Here is a 19822-nt window from a genome sequence, read left to right as displayed (position 1 = left end):
GAGAGGAGAATACGATGAATCGATTCAAGAAGTGGTTCCAACCGAAGAGTGAAAATCTTTTACCGATGCGTGACGTGACGCTTGAAGAAGTCAAACGAGCAACCCATGCCTTTGAATCCGAACTACCAAAAGGAACGAATCGGACGGTTCTCCTAGATGCAGAACAGCGAATCGATTTGACCCAACTGGAACATCAGTTGAAAGCACGCTCGACACAAGAGTTTTATATGTCACGTGAGACGTTTGCCATTATGGAGGCAAAGGACCGAGAACTGGTTTATGAAATGGATCATGTCCAGATCGCTGTCGATCAGTACTTGCACCATGTCAAAAAGTTGCCGCTCAAAGCACATACAAAGACGATGCAAGTCGATTGTGCCAAACTTTTTCAAGAAGGCTATTTACGCGAAATGCCACATCATAGTTATTACTTAGTCGATGATTCACTGATCGTCTCACTGACACCTAAAGCACCACGACCATGATAGCAGACGGACCGAATCCAATCGGTTCGTCTTTTTTTGTCGTCACGACGATCTTTTCATTTGTTCAAAAGTCTGACGAATTTACTCAGAAATCGTGAAATCTTGGACAAACCCTTTGTATTTCCCCCTTAAAACCGATACGATGATAGGGAATAGAGACTTGAGCTAGGAAGGTGTACATGGCATGACGAAACGAACGAGCACGTGGATTGCAGTAGCAATCGTGGCAATGGCGATCCTCCTTGCCTACAATTTTTATCTCTTGAATAAGACGCAGACTGCAAGCGATGAAAAGGCCGCAACAGTCAAACCGTTCTATACGATGACACGCATTCAATATGTTGAGAAGAAACTCGCGACGAAAAAGGATGAACTTGAATCTCGGACGTATGAAGTTGTCTTTAATGACAAAGGACACTTCCGGACAGAAGTCGTAGACGGTCCGTCAAAAGGGTCGCTTGCGATCTGGAACGGGACGATGTTCCGTGAGTATGATGCGACAGGCAAATTAGTCAATGAGACGAAAGCGGGCAAAAGTGTCAGTGCGCCACGCCCATTCCTCTCACGTGGGTTCAATGAACAAATCCTCGCCTTCATCAACAAAGGTGACTTTGGACAAGTCGAAGGGGAAGCGGACATTGCCGGAATGGCAGCAGACGTGTATGTGAAAAAAGAACCATCGAGTACAGTACCGGAAGACTGGATCAAACAATATCCATCAATTTTCGATAAAGAAAACAATCAAGAACAAGCGACGTATTATGTAGCATCCGACCGTTCGAAAGTACTCGGTGCGGAATCACGGAATAACGGTAAGTTGTTCTACTCTGTCAAAATGAAGAGTTTTGAAACGATCGATACGTTCGATCCGGATTGGTTAAAAGCAAAATAATCAAGAAACGACCGGCGATGACGCTACGAAACGGTAGCGGACAAAGTCGGTTTTTTCGAGACGCAGGAGGTTCAACATGGAAGCATTCTCGAAAGAGGAGATGTTCAATCAAATCAAGGCGTGGGAAGAGGGCGCAAAAGTCGAGGAGGTGCTAGCGTTACGATATGCCCAAAGTAGTCGGCTACTTGGCGAAACGGAAGCACTCGTCCGAATATTAGCGTTACTCGTCGAGCATCGTTACATCATGACAGGACGACTCGATGCACTTGCTGAAAGCTGGATGCAAGAGATTCGTCAGCACGATCGCTTGCCAGCACGTCTCGAACAGTTATTAACGGAACAACAATTACAAAGTACGTATCAACGTCTCGTCGCGCATACGTTCCCGACGATTCGCGAGACGGATAATGCGAACGCAAAACGATCGGCGACGAAGGAACTGATCCTCCAAGCCAGCCAAATCGTCGAGGAGACGGATCAAATCGTCGAACTGACAGAACGACTGCGTCGCTTAGATGCTGAACGCTGGACGGAACTGTTTGACGCTGGAACAGCATTACTTCGTTCGAGTGCGACGCTTGAACAGACCGCGCAAACGTTCGTCGATAGCTTACAAGAACGTTTCTATTCCCGAGAAGCGTTCCGTGAGATGACGGAACTGAAGGCGACGACAATCCAGGATCTCAAGCGTGTCGTTGCCTTGTTACCCGTTGAAAGTAAACAAGTCGAACGATCGGCACTCGAGGAACTCGACGCGATGATTGGTCTTGAAGACATCAAACAACGCGTTCACCATATGTATCGGTTCTTGAAGTATCAACAAAAACGATCGGAAGATGGCTATCGTTCGAGCGACCAGCCATCTTTACACATGATTTTCATGGGCAATCCCGGAACTGGGAAGACGACACTTGCTCGCTTGATGGCGAAAATTTACCACGAACTCGGACTTCTTGAACGACCGGAAGTCGTTGAGACAGATCGTTCATCGCTCGTCGGCGCGTTCGTCGGTCAAACGGAAGAACAAGTCATGAGTAAGGTCCGTGAAGCCGTAGGAGGTGTGCTCTTCATTGATGAGGCCTACGCCTTAAAACGGGCCGGGCAAAGTGGGAACGATTATGGACAAGCAGCCATTGATACGCTCGTCGCCGCAATGACGAGTGGTGAGTATGCAGGACGGTTTGCAGTCGTTCTTGCCGGTTATCCGGAAGAGATGCGCGATTTTCTCAAGGCGAACCCGGGACTTCGGAGTCGTTTCCCGGAATCGAATCATTATTTGCTCGCCGACTATACGGATCAGGAACTGCTTGCGATCGGACGGTCGATCGCGACAGCGAACGATTACGTCTTGACGGAACAAGCAGAACGAGCATTACTCGGTCGCCTAGAGCGAGAACGTGTTGACGCGAGCTTCGGAAACGGTCGGGCCGTCCGAAACATCGTGCTTGATGCCATCTTCAAAAAAGGGGCGAGCCTTGGAGAAAGTGCGAGTCACGAGGATTTTGCCTTACTCGAACAAACGGATTTTGAGATGGTGCAGGAACCGGATGCTACAGTTGAGGAACGGATTGCTTCGCTCGTCGGATTGTCTGATCTTAAAGATGAACTGAAGCAAATTGAAGCGTTGTTATCGATGCAAAAACGCCGTCGTGAAGCGGGCTATAAAGTGTTGCCAGTCGAATTGCACGCGGTCTTTAGCGGCAATAGCGGGACAGGTAAGACGACCGTCGCCCAGCTCTATGCTGATGTCTTACGACAATGCGGTTATTTGAAACGCGGACATTTAAAAGTCGTCAGTCGTGCGGATCTCGTCTCTGGTTACGTCGGACAAACGGCGCAAAAAACGCGCGATGCGATCCGAGACGCGCTTGGTGGTGTTTTATTCATCGACGAGGCATATGCGTTAAATGGGGGAGCGAATGACTTCGGAAAGGAAGCGATCGATACGCTCGTTGACGAGATGACGAAACATCAAGATAATCTCGTCGTCGTTCTTGCCGGTTACGAGCAACAGATGAACGCGTTGCTTGCTAGTAATCCAGGATTGAAATCACGCTTTAAGCGTTCATTTCACTTCCCGAATTATACGCCAGAAGAGTTGATTCAAATCATCGAAGGATATGCTGCACGGTTTGGGTATGAGCTAACGGAGGACGCACGATTGACGCTTACTGAGAAGATTGATGTCGTTCCGAACGGAAACGCACGAGCGGCGATCACGATTGTCGAACAGGCGATTGCGAAGCAATCGATGCGATTAATTGACAAAGTTAGCTTATCGGGTTCAGAATGGTCCTATCTTGAAAAAGAGGATTTTTAAGGGGGAAGCTACATGCACACGATTGAAATACCTGTCCGATACGCCGAGACGGACATGATGGGCATCGTCTATCATTCGAACTATCTCGTCTATTTGGAACTGGCACGGACAGAATTGATCCAATCCTTGGGTCTTGACTATAAGGAAATGGAAGATGCGGGATATGTCTCTCCGGTTACGAATGTCAATCTCGATTATAAACGTTCGTTGACGTACGGTGATACGGCAGTCGTCACGGTCTGGATTGATCATTACGATGGACTGCGGACGATTTATGGGTATACCGTCAAGCATCCGGACGGGAAGCTTGCGGTATCTGCGAAGACGACACATGTCGTCGTCAAAAAGGAAAACTTCCGTCCGATTCGTTTGCCGAAGGTGTTCCCGAACTGGCACGACATCTATGAGAAGATGAGCGAAACGGATGCAGCCCTGTTGACGGAGGCGTGAGATACAATACAAGCGGGATCGATTTGTTGAATCGGTTCCGCTTTTTCATCTTATTATGAGGTCAATCGATAATTTTTAGTACTTGGTACTAAGGACCGATGACAAATCGAATATCATTTGCGAAAATGAAGTAGCTAGAGTAGGATGTGGTCTAATCCATTCGTCTGAAGAAGGGTCGACGGATACAGCGATTAGCGGTAACATAGAGAAGCATAAAAAGAAGAGGGGTCTTACTCATGAAAAAAATCGTAACCGTTAGTACATTAGCGCTTCTCCTTGCAGGATGTAATCCTGGGGATCAACAAGCGGATGATACGACGAAAACTGAACAGAAATCAGATGAGACAACACAATCAAACGACGAAACGAAAAAAGAAGACACAGCAAAAGACACGAACAAAGAAGAAACAAACAAAACAGATGAAACAACAAAAGACGATGCGCCAGAAGATGCAAAACAAGAGGACAAATCATCCGATGAGACGACACAAGAGGATCAAGGATCTTCGGATGAGGCGACGAAGGACGAGACAGAGAAAAAAGACGAGACACCAGCTTCTGAGAACAAGACAGAGGACAAAAAGGATGAATCGACGGATAAACCGGATAGTTCGTCTCAGGATCCTGAGCAAGAAAAACCATCAAAACCAGAAGATGAGACACCGGACGTTGATAAATCAGCAGACGCAAAAGCAGATCTATCACTTGGGATGCTCGTTGTCGTCAACAAGAAGTACAGCTTGCCGATCGACTACAAACCGTCGGATCTCGTCGTACCTAACGTCAGCTTCTCTTACTCAGGTGTACTTGAGCAAAGCTACATGCGAGCTCCAGCTGCGAAACAGATGGAAAAGATGTTCGCTGCCGCGAAAAAAGAAGGCGTGACTTTAAATGCTGTCAGCGGATTCCGTTCCGGCGCACGTCAAAAAGTATTGTATAATAATTATGTCGCACGTGACGGTAAGGCGGCTGCCGATCAGTATTCCGCACGTCCAGGTCACAGTGAACACCAGACCGGTCTGACATTTGATATCTCGTCACCAAGCGTAGGTAATGGATTAACAGCCGCTCTTGGTGATACGAAAGAAGGAAAATGGATCGCGAATAACGCAGCGAAGTTCGGCTTCATCGTTCGCTACGATCGTGGATTCCAGTCTCGGACAGGATACACGTATGAGCCATGGCACATTCGTTATGTCGGTGTCGACGTCGCGACACAAATTAAAAACAACGGACAGACTCTTGAGGAATATATGAAAGTCGGTCACTAAGAGGTTGGAGGTTAACTATGATTGAAATCATAGGGATTTTGGTTCTTGGCTATCTGCTTGGTTCGATTCCGTTCGCACTACTCGTTGGGAAGTGGGGACATGGAATCGATATCCGTCAACACGGTAGCGGGAATCTCGGAACGACGAATACGTTCCGTGTCTTGGGGAAAAAGGCGGGAATCATCGTCTTGATTGGTGATCTTGGAAAAGGAGCTGTCGCGAGTCTCATACCGATCTTGATGGCAGCAGATGTTCACCCATTGTTTGCTGGACTAGCAGCAGTCGTCGGTCATATTTATCCGATCTTCGCGAAATTCAAAGGTGGCAAAGCTGTCGCAACGTCCGGTGGAATGTTGCTCGTGACGAGCCCGATCCTATTCCTTTTTCTGCTCGTCTCCTTTTTGACGACGCTTCGTCTGAGCCGGATGGTTTCGCTCAGTTCGATCGTCGCAGCAAGTATCGGAATCGTCGTGTCGATCACGATTGGTGTCTTGACGAATGACTGGATCGTTCCAACGTTCTTTACAGTCCTTGCCTTGTTCGTCATCTTCAAGCACCGCGATAATATCCGACGGATTCGCCAAGGAACAGAGTCTAAGATTCCACTCTTTGCAAAGAAACCGTCTGAATGAACGTTCTTGACGCTCTAGCATCTAAATTGAGATGTTAGGGCGTCTTTTTGTTTAGAAAAAGTCGGATAACGGACGAATTCAACGACATTTCATAGGAACTACACGTTTATTTACACCTGATTTACAAGACCTTTACAGACATTCGATACACTAGAACTAGAACTTGTCTGTAAAGGGGGAAGCGCACGTGTCGTTGTTAGGAGAAGAGCGGAAATCACGCATCATGGAATGGCTGGAAGAGGAAGGAAAAGTCATGACGAAGGATTTGATCGAACGTCTCGATGTCTCGGGAGAAACGGTACGACGCTACTTAGAGGAGCTAGAACGGGAACGTCAGCTAAAACGCGTATATGGGGGAGCGATTTATCAAGGCGGGAAGCGAGAGACGTCGATTTCGCGACGGACAGATCAACTGTCTCGCCGCTTAGCGCGTTATGCAAAAGGCTGGCTCAGTGATTATTCCTGTATCTTTTTAGGACGAGGTGAGCCAGTCGAGCATCTCTTGCCCTATCTGACGGGTAACGCGACGATCGTCACGAACTCACTAGTAGTTGCCAGTCACTTGGAGCAGTGCCGTAAGACGGGACCGTTCAAGGGAGAGATTCGGCTACTTGGCGGAACGGTCGATGCCTACGGGCAGACGGTCGGTGTCGAAGTATTGCAAGCACTGGATGCTTACGCTTTTGATGCCTGTTTCCTATCGTTTGATGGTGCTGAGATTGAGCGAGGCTTCGTCAGTGATGATATCGAATCGTCACTCATCCAAAAAGCGGTCATTAGTTGCACGAAAGATGTCTACGCCTTCTTAGCCAATGACGAATTCCAAGGAAATCGAAAATACAAGGTGGCGGAGTTCCGTCGTGCAAAAATTGTTCTCAGTCCAGCCTCTTATCCACCATCTTGGGAGATGAAACTGTTCAACGAACGCGTGAACTGGATGGTCGTCTCATGATACACTGATGCGGGAGGGATGTATCATGTTAGAAATCATCGCATCGACCGTAGAAGAAGCGGTCGCAGCAGAACAAGCCGGAGCGGACCGGATCGAGCTCGTTTCCGCATTATCCGAAGGGGGATTGACACCGAGTTATGGTTTGATCCGTCAAGTCGTCTCGACGGTTGAGATTCCAGTTCACGTCCTCGTTCGACCGCATAGTAAGTCGTTCGTCTATTCGAAAGCCGACGAAGAGACGATCATCACTGATATTGACTTGATCCGTGAACTCGGTGCTGCCGGGATTGTCGTCGGTTCCTTAACGGCTGACGGACGAGTCGACGAAGGATTCCTTGGTCGGATCATCAAACATAAAGGGGAACTGTCATTGACGTTCCACCGGGCAATCGACAGTAGCCGTGATATTCTCGAAGCAGCAGAAGTGCTCGCTGATTTTCCAGAAGTTGATCGGATTTTGACATCAGGTGGTCAAGCGACGGCACTTGAAGGGAAAGAGACGATTGCGCGATTGATCAAGGACTATCCGGATTTGATCATCTTACCGGGATCCGGGATTACGCTTGAGAATGCAGAAGCTCTTCTTGAGGCAACGAATGCATCTGAACTACACGTGGGTTCAGCTGTTTTGCAAGACGGCGTCATCCAGAAAGAGCGTGTCGAGGCATTAACACGTCTGCTTGGTTGAGCATGTCATGAATCAGTCCATTTTTCTTGTCTTACGAGGTGAGAGAAATGGATTTTTTTGTATATGTTCGTGACGGATTTTCGACGATTCGCTTGATGCAGGTGGAAAGAAGAGTAGGATAACTAGGTTTTTCAACGAGACTAGGCTAAAATCAAAGATGGAAATAGTGGAAATGAAGGGGTATGACATGAATTCTAAACAATTAAAACAAGCCGCTCTCGGCTCATTAAAGGGACGTTGGTTGGTCGGATTAAGCATCTCAATCATCTACTTCCTCATCTTTGCGCTCGCTGCGAGTCGGATGTCATTTGATCAAGACGACATTGATAGTATGGTGCGCTTCATCGCCCTGAACATGGTCGTGACGATCGTCCTGGCTCCGGTGACAGTCGGTCGAACGGTTGCTTACTTACGCTTCACACGCGGAGAGTCTGCAGGAATCGGAACGTTGTTCGAAGGATTCTCGTCGTTTCGTCGTGCTTTCCGGACGATTGCCGCTTATGCGATCGTAACGGTTTTGGTGTATGTCGGGTCATTCTTGATCTTACCGGCACTCTACTTTTACTTAGCGTATCGCCTCGTACCGTACATTCTGGTCGACCGACCTGAATTGTCGTTTTGGCAAGTCCTCGGTGAGAGCCGCCGGATGATGAAAGGGCACAAACGTGAATTGATCATGCTTTACCTGAGTTTCATCGGCTGGGGGATCCTCGCACTACTCAGTACGGTCGGGGTCATCTTCTTGACGCCGTACTTCGACACGACGATGGCACACTTCTATGAACGCTTGAAACCAACCCGTCAATCATCCGTCGAAGGATGAACGAAAAAGCCTGTACATGATGTCATGTACAGGCTTTTGCTCATTCTACCGAAGCACGTGAGCGTTCGGCGAGTAAGAGATAAAGTGCTTGTGTGCCGGAATCAGCGTGTCCCATCTCAGCAAGTTCTTCATATAAATCCTTGACGAGTGCGAGACCAGGTGTCGCGATACCCATCTCGGCTCCTCGTTCGAGCGCAAGACGCATATCCTTGATGAAATGTTTAACGAAGAAACCAGGTGAGTAGTTTTCAGCGATGACACGTGGAATCAAGTTTTCAAGACTCCAGCTACCAGCAGATCCGGACTTGATCGTCTCGATGAATTGCGTCGGATCGATGCCGGACCGCGTGACGAACAGTAGCATCTCCGCTGTCCCAATCATCGAGCCGGCGATCGCGATTTGGTTCGCGAGTTTCGCCGATTGTCCTTTACCGGGACCACCGAAGAGCGAAATCGATTTGCCCATCGCTTCAAACAACGGCTTCGCTTGCGTAAAAGCGTCTTCTTCACCACCGACGAGAATCGCAAGTGTTCCGTTCTTCGCACCGAGGTCGCCGCCTGTGACGGGTGCGTCAAGTGCCTGTAACCCACGAGTCGTTGCTTCCTTCGCAATCCGTTCAGCAAGTGCAGGACTTGATGTCGTCATATCTATCACGATCGTTCCAGGTGCAGCATGATCGAGAATCCCATTCTCTAAGTAAATCTGTTCGACGTCCTGCGGATAACCAACGATCGAGATGACGACGTCGACATCCGTGACGACCTCTTGAATCGTGTCGACGATTTCGACACCATCCGCTTCGAGGACAAGTCCTTTCTCTTTCGTACGATTGTAGCCTTTGACTGCAAAACCTGCCTTACGCAGATTGCGGACCATTCCTTGTCCCATGACACCTAATCCGATGAAACCGACTGTCTTCATACGTGATTCCCCCTTGCACGTTCCGTGCCGATGAATTGTTGCGTTACGAGCTTATTATACAATGGATTGTCGACGACAAGACTCTCATGTGTCCCAATCCCAGAAATTCGACCTCTTTCAAGGACGATGATTTGATCGGCATGACGGACCGTCGCAAGACGATGGGCGATGACGAACGTCGTCCGTCCGACCATCAAGCGCTCCAGCGCTTCTTGAACGACACGTTCCGATTCTGAGTCGAGACTAGACGTTGCTTCATCCAGTAATAGTATTTCTGGATTGCGCAAGAGCGCACGTGCAATGGCAATCCGCTGGCGTTGACCACCGGACAACTTGACGCCTCGTTCGCCAATCTCCGTTTCATATCCTTCGGAAAACTCTTCGATGAACGTATCGGCATTCGCCATACGGGCAGCATCACGAATCCGTTCCTCACTGACATCTTCAGCAAGACCGTAGACGAGATTATCGCGAATCGTCCCGGATAAGACGGGGGAGTCCTGCGCGACGTAACCAATCGCTTGACGCCAAGACGACAATGTCAAATCAGAAATCAGGTGGTGACCAAGTCGAATCTGCCCGGACGTCGGTTGATAAAAGCGTTCGAGCAAAGCAAACAACGTTGTTTTACCGGAACCACTCGGACCGACGATGGCGGTCGTTTTACCGCGTGGTAACGTAAAGCTGACGTCTTGTAAGATGGGTGTTTCATTATAACCGAACGATAACCGTTCGACGGTGACGTCTGTGAAGGGACGAGGTGCGTCAAGTTGTCCTGGTGACTCTGGTGTCTCATCAAGGAGTTCGATAATCCGCTCCGTTGCCCCACGTGCCTTCTGTAATTTCGTGATGAATTCAGTCATCGTCACGAGCGGCGTCATGATTTGGAACAAATAGAGCGAAAAGGCGACGAGTTCGCCAGCGGTGATTTGGTTCGTCGCGACCCGGTACGCACCAAAGCCGATGATTAAAATCAACATCGTCGTCAAGGTGACGTTAAAGATTGGTAACAGAAGGGCTTGGATTCGTCCTTCTTTGACGCCGTATCCGTACAAATTCTCAATCCGCGTTTTTCCTCGTCCCAGCTCATAGTCTTCTGTCGCTTGTGATTTGACGAGCCGGACTTCACCCAGCATCTCAGCAAAAAAGCCAGATAATCCAGCAAGTTCTTTTTGCGTCTCGCGAGAAATCTTATGCAGCTTCCGAACGAGTGGAATGATGATCAATAGCGTCACGGGCACAGCGATGACCATGACAAGTGTCATCTGCCAGTCGAGGAAGAATAAGATCGTAATCGCACCGATGATCGAAACGAGTGACGTCAGTAGGCGAACGAGTTGTTCCGACAGCAATTGTTGGAGCGTCGTCGCGTCACTATTAAGTCGTGAGACGAGCTCACCGGACTTCGTCTCATCGTAGAACGGAATCGACAGTGTCAATAAATGTTTCCATAGAAGCGTCCGTAAATTAGCGACGATCCGTTGACCGACAATCTGCAACCAATAGATCGACAGAGCGTTCGCGACGACTTGGACGACGAAGACGATCACGAACAGACTGATCAACTGCGGTGTCAGTCGGTCGACCGTAAAGCCGTCGATTAATGTTTTTAAGAACCAAGGAATCGCGAGTGCAGCTAGCGCTTGGATGACGGAGACGGAGACTGCGGCGGATAATAAACCGACCGGGGGTTTCGTTTTTTTTAATAACAGGTAAAAAGATTGGAACGTCGCAGCGTTCATTTCAACACATCCTCTCTCTTTCATTGTCCGAAAGAACGAAGGAAGGGTCAAATGGGAAGCGCGACTTGACAAGAAATCTTTCTGTTTGTGACACTGATAGTGGAAACAATAAGGGAGGATTCAGATGTCTATTTTCGTAGATGCGGACGGATGTCCCGTTGTCGATCTCGTCATTCGACACCGACAGGGACATGACGTCTTTTTAGTGTGTGATACAGCGCATCAAATGGTGCGGGATGGAGCGGCGACGATCACAGTCGGACAAGGACCGGATGCCGTCGACTATGCGATCGTCAATCGGATGAAACGCGGGGATCTCGTCGTCACTCAAGATTATGGATTAGCAGCACTTGTCTTAGCACGCGGAGGACTTGCGATCGATCAAAACGGTCGTCAGTTCACGAACGATAATATCGATCTATTGCTTCACACGCGTCATGTCGGGCAACAAATCCGGCGAGCAGGTGGGCGGACGAAGGGTCCGAAAAAGCGGACACGTGACGCCGATCGAGCCTTTGAAGAGGCATTTCGTGCATTAGTGCAAACAAGCATGTGAGTGATGTAGTACTCGAACTGTCGATTGAATAGGGACCATGCTATAATTTGAAACAGGAATAATATCAGAAAGGAGGATACACGTTGAAACGAATTTTACGCGACCATTCGAAGGATCGTCCATACCGATTGCGCCAAGGGACGCTTCCGGCAACAGCTGAAGCACCACTCACGACACTCGATCAACGTGAAATCGACCGCTTGCAACAGAATTTACGGGAAGTGGAATTAAAATTGAAGCAGCGCAATGAAATCATGGAAGCGTTAGCGACACAAAATGTCGAAGCGGCTTGTGAGACGGTCCTCACAATCTTGTTACAACTCCTTGGGATCGAAGAGGGGGCGATTCTCTTGTATCGTCGCGAGCAGTTGAATCATTTCGTTGCACAAGGCATCGATGAGATGGAGCTGATTGAAAAAGACCTCGATCAATATTCGGTCTTACGTCGTGCGTTCGTCATGCGTAAATCCGTCCAGTTGCCGGTAGATGATCAGTATGAGTCCGCGATTCCAGTCCAGTCACCAAGTAATGGACAAGTCGTCGGATTACTCTACATCCGTCATGCTTTTCCTCAATTCAATCTCGAACAAGTCGGAGACTTACTAGATTTATCTCGAAAACTCGGGATGACACTTGAACGCCATCTGTTGTTCCATCAAATGGAGCATGAAAAAATCAAGACGTATCAGCTCCTTGACTCGATTCGGGAAGCTGTCCTCTACATTGAGAGTAGCGGCGAACAGATTTATGCGAACCAAGCCTTGTTGAACATGTTTCCTCCAAAACTCGTCAATCAAGCGCAAGGATTCCGGCATGCTTATGAACGGGCAACATCATTGTTCGAACACGTCGATCAGCCAGAAGCGCTTCATGACTACATCGGTCAACTGATGAACGGGGATATACCAGGAGAAACGATCGAACTTTCCGCATTTCGGGGGAACTTATTGCTGAGTGCCTACGCTGAACGGATTGCGATTGCAAACGTCGAATGGGGAATGATGCTCGTCTTACGTGACGTGACGAAGGATAAAGAACTCGACCTCAAGCAGGCAGAGTTCGTTTCGATCGTATCACACGAGTTACGGACACCCCTCTCTTCGATCATGGGCTTTACAGAGCTACTGATGAAACGAGAAGTGGATCCGAAGCGTCAGCAACGTTATCTCCAGACGATTCACTCGGAAACGGTCCGGTTGGCGGAATTAATCAATGATATCTTAGAAATTCAAAAAGGTGAGGACTCGACGCATGGCACACAAAAAGAGCCGCTCGATCTGAAGCAGCTGATGTTCGAGATGAAACCGATGTTTGATCTCGCAAGTCGGGCGCATCGGATCAGTGTGCAGTTCGAGCCCGGTTCCTATACGATTCCTGCAAGCAATGAAAAAATGAAGCAACTGTTTACGAACTTGATCATGAACGCGATTAAATACTCACCCGAAGGCGGTGCGATTCGAATCAAAGGTATGATTCAATCTGACATGCTGCGGATTGAAATTTCCGATGAAGGACTTGGGATACCAGAAAAGGCACTCCCGTATATCTTTGATAAGTTTTACCGAGCCGACAATTCGGATACACGTAAAATCGGTGGGACCGGCTTAGGGCTCGCGATTTGTCGAATGATCGTCCTTGATCATGGAGGAGCAATCTCCGTTCAATCAACAGAAGGAGAAGGTAGTACCTTCATCATTCAACTTCCAGTTGACGAATGATCGACGACAGAACAAGAAAGGGGGAAGACGCGGTGAAGAATAACGCACATATCCGCTACGAAGCGCTCCATCCGCTCGTCGAAGAGATTCTGGAAAAGCTTAGTGAACGGATTGGCGTCAACACGTTGTTTTTTGCATTAAATGATTCATATAGTAACTTTGTCGTCAAGGCAATCAATCAAGAGCGACAGTTGATCGAAGAAGGATCGACCCATGTCTTCCAACACGTCCTCTGTAAGCTAGTCGTCGATGAAACGGATGGAAAGGTGTCAATCAGCGAATTGCTGAATGATCCGTTGACGGTCAATCATCCGGTTACCAAAGCACTGGGGAACGGGAGTTTCATGGGAGTGGCAATCAAGAATGCTGAGAATGAAAAAATCGGAACATTGTGCGCTTTTGACGACCAACCATTCGACTTCAAGGAGCAGGATATTGCACTTGTGGAACGGTATGCTGACATCATTAGTAAATCAATCAATGTCGAAACGTATGTCATCAAAGATGCTTTAACGGATGTCTATAACGAACGCTATATGAATCGCTTGATTTCCAGTGTGACGATTCATCCAGCTTTCTTGATGGTCTTGAATCTCGACCGTTTTCATGCGATCAATGCTACGCATGGTTATCGGGTAGGGAATGAAGTATTACGGGAAATCGCGAGCCGCTTGAAGTATGTGCCGTTACCGAATCATGTTGTTGGACGGATGGATGGTAATGAGTTCGTTGTTCTAGCAGCACTTGAGCAGGAACAGGAATTTGAACAGCATGCAATAGATTATGCCCGTATGATTACGGAAGCGATCGAGAAACCAATCGTTGGTATCGCAGACGAACCGATTCATGTGACGGCATCATCTGGTGTCAGTCTCTTGACCGGTGACATGACGAGTCGTCAGACGCAGATTTATGCGGCGGAAGCCTTGATGCAACAAGTCAAACATGACGGCAAGCATCGGACATCGTTCGTTAATCCGGATCGAAGCGCGGAACAACATCCCTTTGCATCCGTTCTCGAGACCGAATTATCCCATGCCCTTGAACGCGGGCAGTTCGAACTCTACTACCAGTGGATCGTGGATGCGAAACAAGAACGTTTCGTTGCCGTTGAAGCATTACTACGTTGGAATCACCCAGTACTTGGTTTCGTTAGTCCAACGGATTTCATTCCGATTGCCGAGAAGATGGATATTTTCCCTGACATTGGTCGTTTTACGATTTGTCAGGCCATTCTAGATCAACGTCGGCTAGAGGAAACGTTTGGTCGGAAGATTTCGGTTGCCGTCAATCTATCAGCGAGTCAGTTCGAGTCAGATCAACTGTTTGCAGAGTTACTTCGATTAACGGAAGAGTCTTATTTTCCAGAAGAACGACTCATTCTTGAAATCCGAGAAGAAGTATTGCAAACACGTCGTCGTTTTGCCATCAAACGCTTGGAACAACTGCGTCAAGCGGGCTATCGTCTGACCGTTGATCATTTCGGCAGTCATTACGCGTCACTCAACTCGTTGTTGCGTTTACCTGTCCAGGCGGTCAAACTCGATCCGATCTTTACGCGGCGTCTCGTTCAGAATCAATTGGAGCGCTCGATGATTCGGTCAGTTCAATCTTTAACGTCTGCTCTAAACATCGCGTTAGTCATTCAAGAAGTCGAAACACCGTCTCAACTGCAACACATTCAATCACTCGATGAATCATTATATGTGCAAGGGTACGAGGTCCATCATCCACAGCCGGTCGAATCCTTACTCGTCGAAGACATCGCGCGGGGACGAACAGAGGTTTAACGGGACGATAGTCGGGAATACCTTAAAATGTGGAACAAGTACATTTTAAGGGGGATGCCGAATGGCTGATCAACACGAAAAAGAAACGGATCCGATTACTTCTGGGAACCGCATGACGAAGGATGAGATTGCTGGACGTGATCCGCAGAACCATACGGATGTACCGGAGAAATCGAAGGATGAAAAAGAATCGAAGCATCAAGACCACGATGCTGAGAAAACAGAACAACCAGATGGTAAAGCTTCAAGTGAAGAAGCGCCTGATTTATCGCATGCTTCAGATGAAGACGGCGATGTCGAGCCATCTGATGAAGAGAATCAGCAAGATAAGGAATGACCAATACAAAGAGCAATCGCGGTTCGGTGGAAATGCCAAACCGCGATTGCTCTTTTTGTGTGGTGTTCTTGAAAATTACTCGCCACCACCACCGCCATCCCCTCCGCCATCAAATCCACCGTCGATTCCACCATCCGTCGCATGAGATGTATCAGTTAAATCGACTGGGAAGAGTAAGAAGGGAATCGTGTCGGCGCCATCCGGTGGTAGGATGGAGGACGGGAAGAGTTGCTGCAGGATCGTTTGTTGACTCAAGTACAACCGGATGGCTGTCAAATAGATTAAATCTTTTCGATATTTAAAGTGCAGATCAGGACGTAACGTCTCTGCCATCCGTTGGAGTGATGTAGCGTGTTCGCTCGGGTCGCCTAGTAAAGCGAGCATGCCATGAAACGATAAAGGAACGTGATGTTTGCGATGCAGCTTTTTAGACGACTCCAGCTGAGCGATATAGCGATCCCAATCGTCCTCTGGTAGTAAAGCGAATAACAAGGCGACGACGTATGTCTGTTGCGCTCGACCGAACCGTCGTTTCAGTCGTTGGTAGACCGTTTCGATGCGGGAGGCTAAGTCAGCTAAATCACCGCGTGTCGTAGCATGAAAGAAAACGAAAGAGGTAAGTAAAGGCGTCACGATAAAACGATGCTGTTTCTTAAGAAGTGCATATAGTTGAACCGTCCGTTCGAGTAACACGTCTTGCGGAGAAAGGCGGCTAATAAATAGGGCGGTGGAGTAGGCATTTAAGGGATGTGATAAACGGTGAGATTTAAAATAGCCGTGAATCGACATCATTTCAGCGATGCGGCTCGGTGCATGGGCGTCAAACGCATGGATTTTCGAAGCGAGTAGCAGTGCCTGAGTAGTTTGTGTGCGTAGCCGTGCCGTTAAATCATCGGCTGTTTCAAGCAACACACTTGCAGGGACCTGCTCTGTTCCAATCGTTCGGTCGAATGCCAGTTCAATCAAAATACCATCCTGGTACGTTCTCAGTTCTGGTCCGATGTCATCCAAATGTCGCAAGAAAATCGTCGCTAATTCCATGACCGTTCCTCCTCTGCCTTTTCTTCTAGTGTATCACGCAGTGAAACCGTTCTCTCATTTTTTCAGATGGGTATCAATCAACTGTTCCGCCGCTCGTCGGTACAGATTACTTATATGAGCCAGAGCGAGAATCTGCTCTAGTGGGTCAGTCGTTGAAGCAGTCAAAGCCTCTTGTTCCGTTACGAAGCGGGCTGTATTTTGTTCGGTCAGCTCAAGGTAATTCCGGTAAAAGTCTGCGAGGTTGAGTTGGTCTTGTTCGATCCCTTCGTTTAAGGGCGCAAGAATCGTCTTGATATCATTGATTGAAAACGAACTTTTCAGCTGATAAATCAAGCTGATCAGGATCAAATGCTCTTTCGTATACTTTTTATTCGTCACCGGAAAGAATAATTTCTTTTTAGCATAGTTGTTGATCATCGTCTTCGTCAAAATCGTCTCATCCGCATTGCGTGTTGTGTCCTCGAATGTCCGCTCGAACAGTTGGATGACTTGATCCATATAGAGATCGATATTCGGTATATCTTCGAGCTGTAATTGACGATCGTATCTCGTGTCGTCAGAACGTGCCATAAAAAAACCTCCAAAATCGTTAAAATAGGACTTTCTACTTCTCCATCATATGATAGAATATGTATATAACGCCATGTAGTATTCGAAACTACATATCAGGGGAGGAACAACAGTGAAAGCTTATATGAGAGAACCAATCAATGGACTAACGCATCTTGGAGGGGCAGTTTTTGCTTTTGTCGGGTTACTCGCACTCGTCATCAAAGCATCGTTAGAACGAGGGGCGTCGCTCGCAATCGTCGCAGCGATTATTTTTGGGGTCAGTATGATGGCGCTCTATGCCGTCTCGGCGACGTATCATATGGTGCTTGCCAGCGACCGGGCGATTGCGATCTGGCGTCGGTTGGATCACTCGATGATTTATCTATTGATTGCTGGATCGTATGCACCGTTTTGTCTCGTCAGTCTGAATGGTCCGACCGGTTGGGTCTTGTTCAGCATCGTCATGTTGATTGCCGTTTCCGGAATCACGTTTAAATTGGTCTGGTTCAACAGTCCACGCTGGTTATCGACGACGCTTTACATCGGAATGGGCTGGATCATGGTGTTTGCGATTACGCCACTCGCACAAGTCCTCTCGCCACTTGGTATCGGTTTATTGTTCCTTGGTGGTATCTTCTATACGATCGGTGGCATCATCTATGGTCTGAAGCCGCGTGTTCTATCGTTCAAACATCTTGGATTCCATGAGATTTTCCATATTTTCGTTCTTCTCGGAAGTCTAGCACACTTCCTCTGTGTCTACTTCTTCGTTTTATGATGACAATGTCCTCCTTTGGTCAATGACCGAAGGAGGTTTTTTAATGAAAGATGGAAAAAACAGGAGAAGTCGAATGTTCTCACGAATGAAAGAACGAATAGATCACGCATAGGGGGAAATAGAATGCAACAGACACGATGGCAGCTAGAAGAACTATATACAATCGATGACGTCAAAGCGGGAATCGCTTCGATACAAGCGGCGTTGACAAAACGTCCGGTTACATTAACGGAACAAGTCGAACGCTACCAGCAAGTCGCGCGAGACGTCGAGGAATGGAGTGACTTCATTTACTGCTTATACGCAGAGGACGTTACACGATCGGAGGTCCACGTGTTGCTCGAAGAAATCGAAGTCGTTCAAGCAACAGTTCGTAGTTTGGCAGCAGAGCTTGATACGCAGATTGCAGCGGTATCACAAGAAGACTGGGAAACGTTTGTTGCTGATTCACCGTATACCTTTTTCTTGAATGAACGTCGCGATATCCAGTCGCGTCGTGCACCGCTTGTTCAGGAACAATTGTTACAAGATCTTGGTGTTGACGGATTCCAAGGCTGGGGGCAGCTTTACAAACAGCGCTTCATGGCATTACGCGTTGACTTAGACGGAAAACAAGTCACGATTGGTCAAGGGCTACACGAAGCGATGTTTGCGTCCGACCGCTTAGCGCGTCAAGCGGCAGCAAAAGTAGTAGACGCCGCGTGTGCAGAAGAAGCTGACCTGTTTGCGACGATTCTGAACCGGATTGCTGGCTTCAGACTACAGTCGTATAAGATGCGTGACTGGGAGCAACCATTAACCGAGTTGCTCGAGCAGAACCGGATCACGGAAGCGAGCTTACAAGCAATGATGGACGCACTCGAACATCACCGGCAACTTTTCCAAGCCTATTACGCTCGCAAGATTGCCCAGGCGGAGCGGGCAACGGGCGAATGGCATGATTTTGAGACGAATACGTATCGCTCCGCGCGGCATGTTCCGTTTGAGACGGCACAGACAATCGTCACGAAACAATTCAAACAGTTGAATCCAAAACTCGGTGCTTTTGCTGAAAAAGTGTTTAGTAAGGGATGGGTCGATGCAGAGAATCGTCCCGGAAAAGCAGAAGGTGGATTCTGTGCTGCATTCCCGATTGCAAAAGAGAGTCGAATTTTCATGACGTATCGCGACAGTTATCCGGACGTCGCGACGCTCGCGCACGAATTTGGTCATGCCTATCATAATTATTTACTGCAAGACGAACCGTATTTAAATCAAGTCAAAGGAACGAGCATCGCGGAGACGGCTTCGACGTTCATGGAAAATCTCGTTCTCGATGCGGCGATCAAAGAGACGACGAAACGGGAGGAAGTGCTCGCTCTCCTAGAGGTCAAGATCCGGGAAGGGCTGAAGTATGCTAGCATCGTTCCCGGGATGTTCCGTTTCGAGCAACGGTTTTACGCAGAACGTCAGCAAGGTACGGTCAGTGCCGACCGGTTAAGTGAACTTCTACAAGACGAAGAACGCTTAGCCTACGGTCCAGTCTTACCTGAACCAGCGCGTTATAAGTGGATGTACATCAGTCACTTGTTCAATCCGAATCTTGCCTTCTACAATATTCCCTACACGATCGGTTATCTGCTCAGTAATAGCCTGTATCAAACGGTTCAAGCGGATTCAAGTCAATTTTCGACAGTCTTTGAAGCGGTCATGCACGATTCGGGACAAGCGACAATCGATGAAATCGTTAAACGTCATCTCAACGCCGATCCGACCTCCGTTGCCTTTTGGATTGAGGCACAAGAACCACTTGTAGAGGCGATTGAGCAGTACCTTACTTTGACGGAATCATCTCTCCCAGTCGATTGAAGACGAATCGAAACGGGAACAGAAT

The 19822-nt window shown here is 48.1% G+C and carries 19 protein-coding genes; 15 read left to right on the top strand and 4 right to left on the bottom strand.

Going from position 1 to position 19822, the window contains the following annotated elements:
- Positions 1-14 precede the first annotated feature (14 nt).
- From ACV3PA_RS12845 to ACV3PA_RS12805, 9 genes are all read left to right on the top strand, one after another.
- Positions 15-485 (top strand): DUF3939 domain-containing protein, encoded by a 471-nt coding sequence (locus ACV3PA_RS12845; RefSeq protein WP_053452989.1) that lies wholly within the window; start codon positions 15-17, stop codon positions 483-485.
- Between the two features lie 184 nt (positions 486-669).
- Entirely contained in the window at positions 670-1377 is a 708-nt protein-coding gene (locus tag ACV3PA_RS12840; RefSeq protein ID WP_023467799.1) for a hypothetical protein, read from the top strand.
- A 76-nt stretch (positions 1378-1453) separates the two neighbouring features.
- Entirely contained in the window at positions 1454-3697 is a 2244-nt protein-coding gene (locus ACV3PA_RS12835; RefSeq protein WP_456125017.1) for an AAA family ATPase, read from the top strand.
- Positions 3698-3709: 12 nt separating this feature from the next.
- Positions 3710-4147 carry an acyl-CoA thioesterase gene (locus tag ACV3PA_RS12830; protein ID WP_053452991.1) on the top strand — a complete coding sequence of 146 codons (438 nt, stop codon included), beginning with the start codon at positions 3710-3712 and terminating at the stop codon, positions 4145-4147.
- Between the two features lie 236 nt (positions 4148-4383).
- A complete protein-coding gene (locus ACV3PA_RS12825) occupies positions 4384-5418 on the top strand; it encodes a M15 family metallopeptidase (protein ID WP_456125016.1) in 1035 nt (344 codons plus the stop codon).
- A 17-nt stretch (positions 5419-5435) separates the two neighbouring features.
- On the top strand, positions 5436-6050 hold the full coding sequence (gene plsY, locus ACV3PA_RS12820) for a glycerol-3-phosphate 1-O-acyltransferase PlsY (RefSeq protein ID WP_456125015.1): 615 nt from the start codon (positions 5436-5438) through the stop codon (positions 6048-6050).
- 187 nt (positions 6051-6237) lie between these two features.
- Positions 6238-7002, top strand: coding sequence for a DeoR/GlpR family DNA-binding transcription regulator (locus ACV3PA_RS12815; RefSeq protein ID WP_053452994.1), 765 nt, complete (start codon positions 6238-6240; stop codon positions 7000-7002).
- Between the two features lie 25 nt (positions 7003-7027).
- Positions 7028-7690 carry a copper homeostasis protein CutC gene (locus ACV3PA_RS12810; RefSeq protein ID WP_053452995.1) on the top strand — a complete coding sequence of 221 codons (663 nt, stop codon included), beginning with the start codon at positions 7028-7030 and terminating at the stop codon, positions 7688-7690.
- A gap of 187 nt (positions 7691-7877) precedes the next feature.
- Positions 7878-8513, top strand: a complete 636-nt coding sequence (locus ACV3PA_RS12805; protein ID WP_053452996.1) for a DUF975 family protein — start codon at positions 7878-7880, stop codon at positions 8511-8513.
- A gap of 40 nt (positions 8514-8553) precedes the next feature.
- On the opposite strand, the gene ACV3PA_RS12800 is transcribed toward ACV3PA_RS12805, so the two are convergent.
- Complete coding sequence (locus tag ACV3PA_RS12800) at positions 8554-9435, bottom strand: NAD(P)-dependent oxidoreductase (RefSeq protein WP_456125014.1); 882 nt, start codon at positions 9433-9435, stop codon at positions 8554-8556.
- Entirely contained in the window at positions 9432-11177 is a 1746-nt protein-coding gene (locus ACV3PA_RS12795) for an ABC transporter ATP-binding protein (RefSeq protein ID WP_152910961.1), read from the bottom strand. The genes ACV3PA_RS12800 and ACV3PA_RS12795 overlap by 4 nt, the downstream gene beginning before the upstream one ends.
- Positions 11178-11301: 124 nt before the next feature.
- Here ACV3PA_RS12795 and ACV3PA_RS12790 point away from each other — a divergent pair, with 124 nt between their 5' ends.
- The 4 genes from ACV3PA_RS12790 (at position 11302) to ACV3PA_RS12775 (ending at position 15578) form a co-directional block, all read left to right on the top strand.
- Complete coding sequence (locus ACV3PA_RS12790; protein WP_456125013.1) at positions 11302-11733, top strand: YaiI/YqxD family protein; 432 nt, start codon at positions 11302-11304, stop codon at positions 11731-11733.
- Positions 11734-11816: 83 nt separating this feature from the next.
- Positions 11817-13451 carry an ATP-binding protein gene (locus ACV3PA_RS12785; RefSeq protein ID WP_235504850.1) on the top strand — a complete coding sequence of 545 codons (1635 nt, stop codon included), beginning with the start codon at positions 11817-11819 and terminating at the stop codon, positions 13449-13451.
- 32 nt (positions 13452-13483) lie between these two features.
- A complete protein-coding gene (locus ACV3PA_RS12780; protein ID WP_456125012.1) occupies positions 13484-15241 on the top strand; it encodes an EAL domain-containing protein in 1758 nt (585 codons plus the stop codon).
- Positions 15242-15302: 61 nt separating this feature from the next.
- The gene (locus ACV3PA_RS12775) at positions 15303-15578 is read left to right on the top strand and encodes a hypothetical protein (RefSeq protein ID WP_053453000.1); all 276 of its coding nucleotides are present in this window, start codon (positions 15303-15305) and stop codon (positions 15576-15578) included.
- Between the two features lie 75 nt (positions 15579-15653).
- Here the strand turns inward: ACV3PA_RS12775 and ACV3PA_RS12770 are convergent, their stop codons facing one another.
- Entirely contained in the window at positions 15654-16619 is a 966-nt protein-coding gene (locus tag ACV3PA_RS12770; protein ID WP_456125011.1) for a DUF4003 family protein, read from the bottom strand.
- A gap of 54 nt (positions 16620-16673) precedes the next feature.
- Entirely contained in the window at positions 16674-17189 is a 516-nt protein-coding gene (locus ACV3PA_RS12765; protein ID WP_456125010.1) for a DUF1836 domain-containing protein, read from the bottom strand.
- Positions 17190-17301: 112 nt separating this feature from the next.
- Here ACV3PA_RS12765 and trhA point away from each other — a divergent pair, with 112 nt between their 5' ends.
- Positions 17302-17949: a PAQR family membrane homeostasis protein TrhA gene (gene trhA, locus ACV3PA_RS12760; RefSeq protein WP_053453003.1), complete on the top strand. Its 648-nt coding sequence runs from the start codon at positions 17302-17304 to the stop codon at positions 17947-17949.
- Between the two features lie 123 nt (positions 17950-18072).
- A complete protein-coding gene (locus tag ACV3PA_RS12755; RefSeq protein ID WP_456125009.1) occupies positions 18073-19797 on the top strand; it encodes a M3 family oligoendopeptidase in 1725 nt (574 codons plus the stop codon).
- Positions 19798-19822: the final 25 nt, after the last annotated feature.

This window comes from Exiguobacterium sp. EA-TM-5 (assembly GCF_053878415.1).
The sequence above is the reverse complement of the archived record's forward strand: the minus strand, read 5'-3'. Positions and strand labels throughout refer to the sequence as shown.